Here is a 486-nt window from a genome sequence, read left to right as displayed (position 1 = left end):
GCGAAGTTCTTCGCCGGGACGGGCGGCTTCCCGGCCTTCAAATCGAGACGGCGGTCGCGCGCCTCCTACACGACGAACAACCAGCACGGTACGATCCGCATCGAGAACGGCAAGGTGAGACTTCCTAAAATCGGGTTCGTGCGGTTCACACAACATCGCCCGTTCGAGGGCGTCATCCGGTCGGCGACGGTCTCGATGACGAGGACGGGCAAGTTCTTCATCTCCATCCTCGTCGAACAGGACGATGCACCATGGATTCCAGTCGAGCACAAAGTCGGGATTGATCTCGGCCTGGAACATTTCGCCGTCATGACGAACGACGCGATGGTCTCGGAGAAGATCGAAAACCCACGTTTCCTTCGTAAGTCCGAAGAAAAGGTCAAGAAGGCACAGCGCGCGCTGTCACGCAAGAAGATCGGAAGCAAGAATCGTGAAAAAGCCAGGCTGATCCTCGCCAAGAGACACGAGAAAATCGCCAACCAACGC

At 57.2% G+C, this 486-nt stretch carries 1 protein-coding gene; it reads left to right on the top strand.

All coding sequences use genetic code 11. The annotated features are described in order from the left end of the window. Window positions 1-486, top strand: a 486-nt coding sequence (locus KNO73_RS14900) for an RNA-guided endonuclease InsQ/TnpB family protein (RefSeq protein ID WP_215112702.1), incomplete at both ends; no start/stop codon positions are given.

The sequence above is a fragment of the Exiguobacterium sp. s83 genome, assembly GCF_018617095.1.
Lineage (GTDB): Bacteria > Bacillota > Bacilli > Exiguobacteriales > Exiguobacteriaceae > Exiguobacterium > Exiguobacterium profundum.
This window is presented reverse-complemented; position numbering and strand designations above follow the sequence as displayed.